1 protein-coding gene is annotated in these 702 nt (G+C 47.9%); it reads left to right on the top strand.

The window, feature by feature from the left end:
- The coding region (locus tag R7040_RS26620; RefSeq protein ID WP_318097606.1) for a peroxidase family protein at positions 1-648 on the top strand (648 nt) is incomplete at its 5' end.
- Between the last annotated feature and the right edge of the window lie 54 nt (positions 649-702).

Below are 702 nucleotides of genomic sequence, written 5' to 3'. Positions count from 1 at the left end.
ATTCTTGCTGTGCTAGAAAGCATCGCAGCAGAAGAGGGCTGTAGCGTTGCTGATGCTATCGTGCTTGCTGGGAACGTAGGTATTGAACTGGCTGCGCGAGCGGCGGGCCACGATGTATCTGTGCCTTTCGCACCAGGTAGAGGCGATGCTTCTCAAGATATGACGGATGTGGAATCGTTCGAAGTGCTTGAACCTGTGGCTGACGGTTTCCGAAATTGGTTGAAGAAAGACTATGTGGTGAAGCCGGAAGAGTTGTTGCTCGACCGAGCGCAGCTTATGGGTTTGACAGCACCAGAAATGACGGTACTGATTGGTGGTTTACGCGTTCTAGGCAGCAACTACGGTGGCAGCAAAGATGGCGTCTTTACTGACCGCGTGGGTACGTTATCGAACGATTTCTTCGTAAACCTCACCGATATGGCTTACACATGGAAGCCAACAGGTGAGAACCAATACGAAATTCGTGATCGTAAAACAGACCAAGTGAAATGGACGGCGACTCGAGTAGATCTTGTCTTTGGTTCAAACTCGATTCTACGTTCGTACGCGGAAGTGTATGCGCAAGATGATAATCAGGAAAAATTCATCCATGATTTCGTCGCTGCATGGACGAAAGTCATGAACGCGGATCGTTTTGACTTGCAATAAGTGAAACGCTGTTCATCGATAAATGCGTAAACAAAGTTGATGAATAAGTAAGAG

The organism is Vibrio sp. 1069, assembly GCF_033340555.1.
The sequence above is the reverse complement of the archived record's forward strand: the minus strand, read 5'-3'. Positions and strand labels throughout refer to the sequence as shown.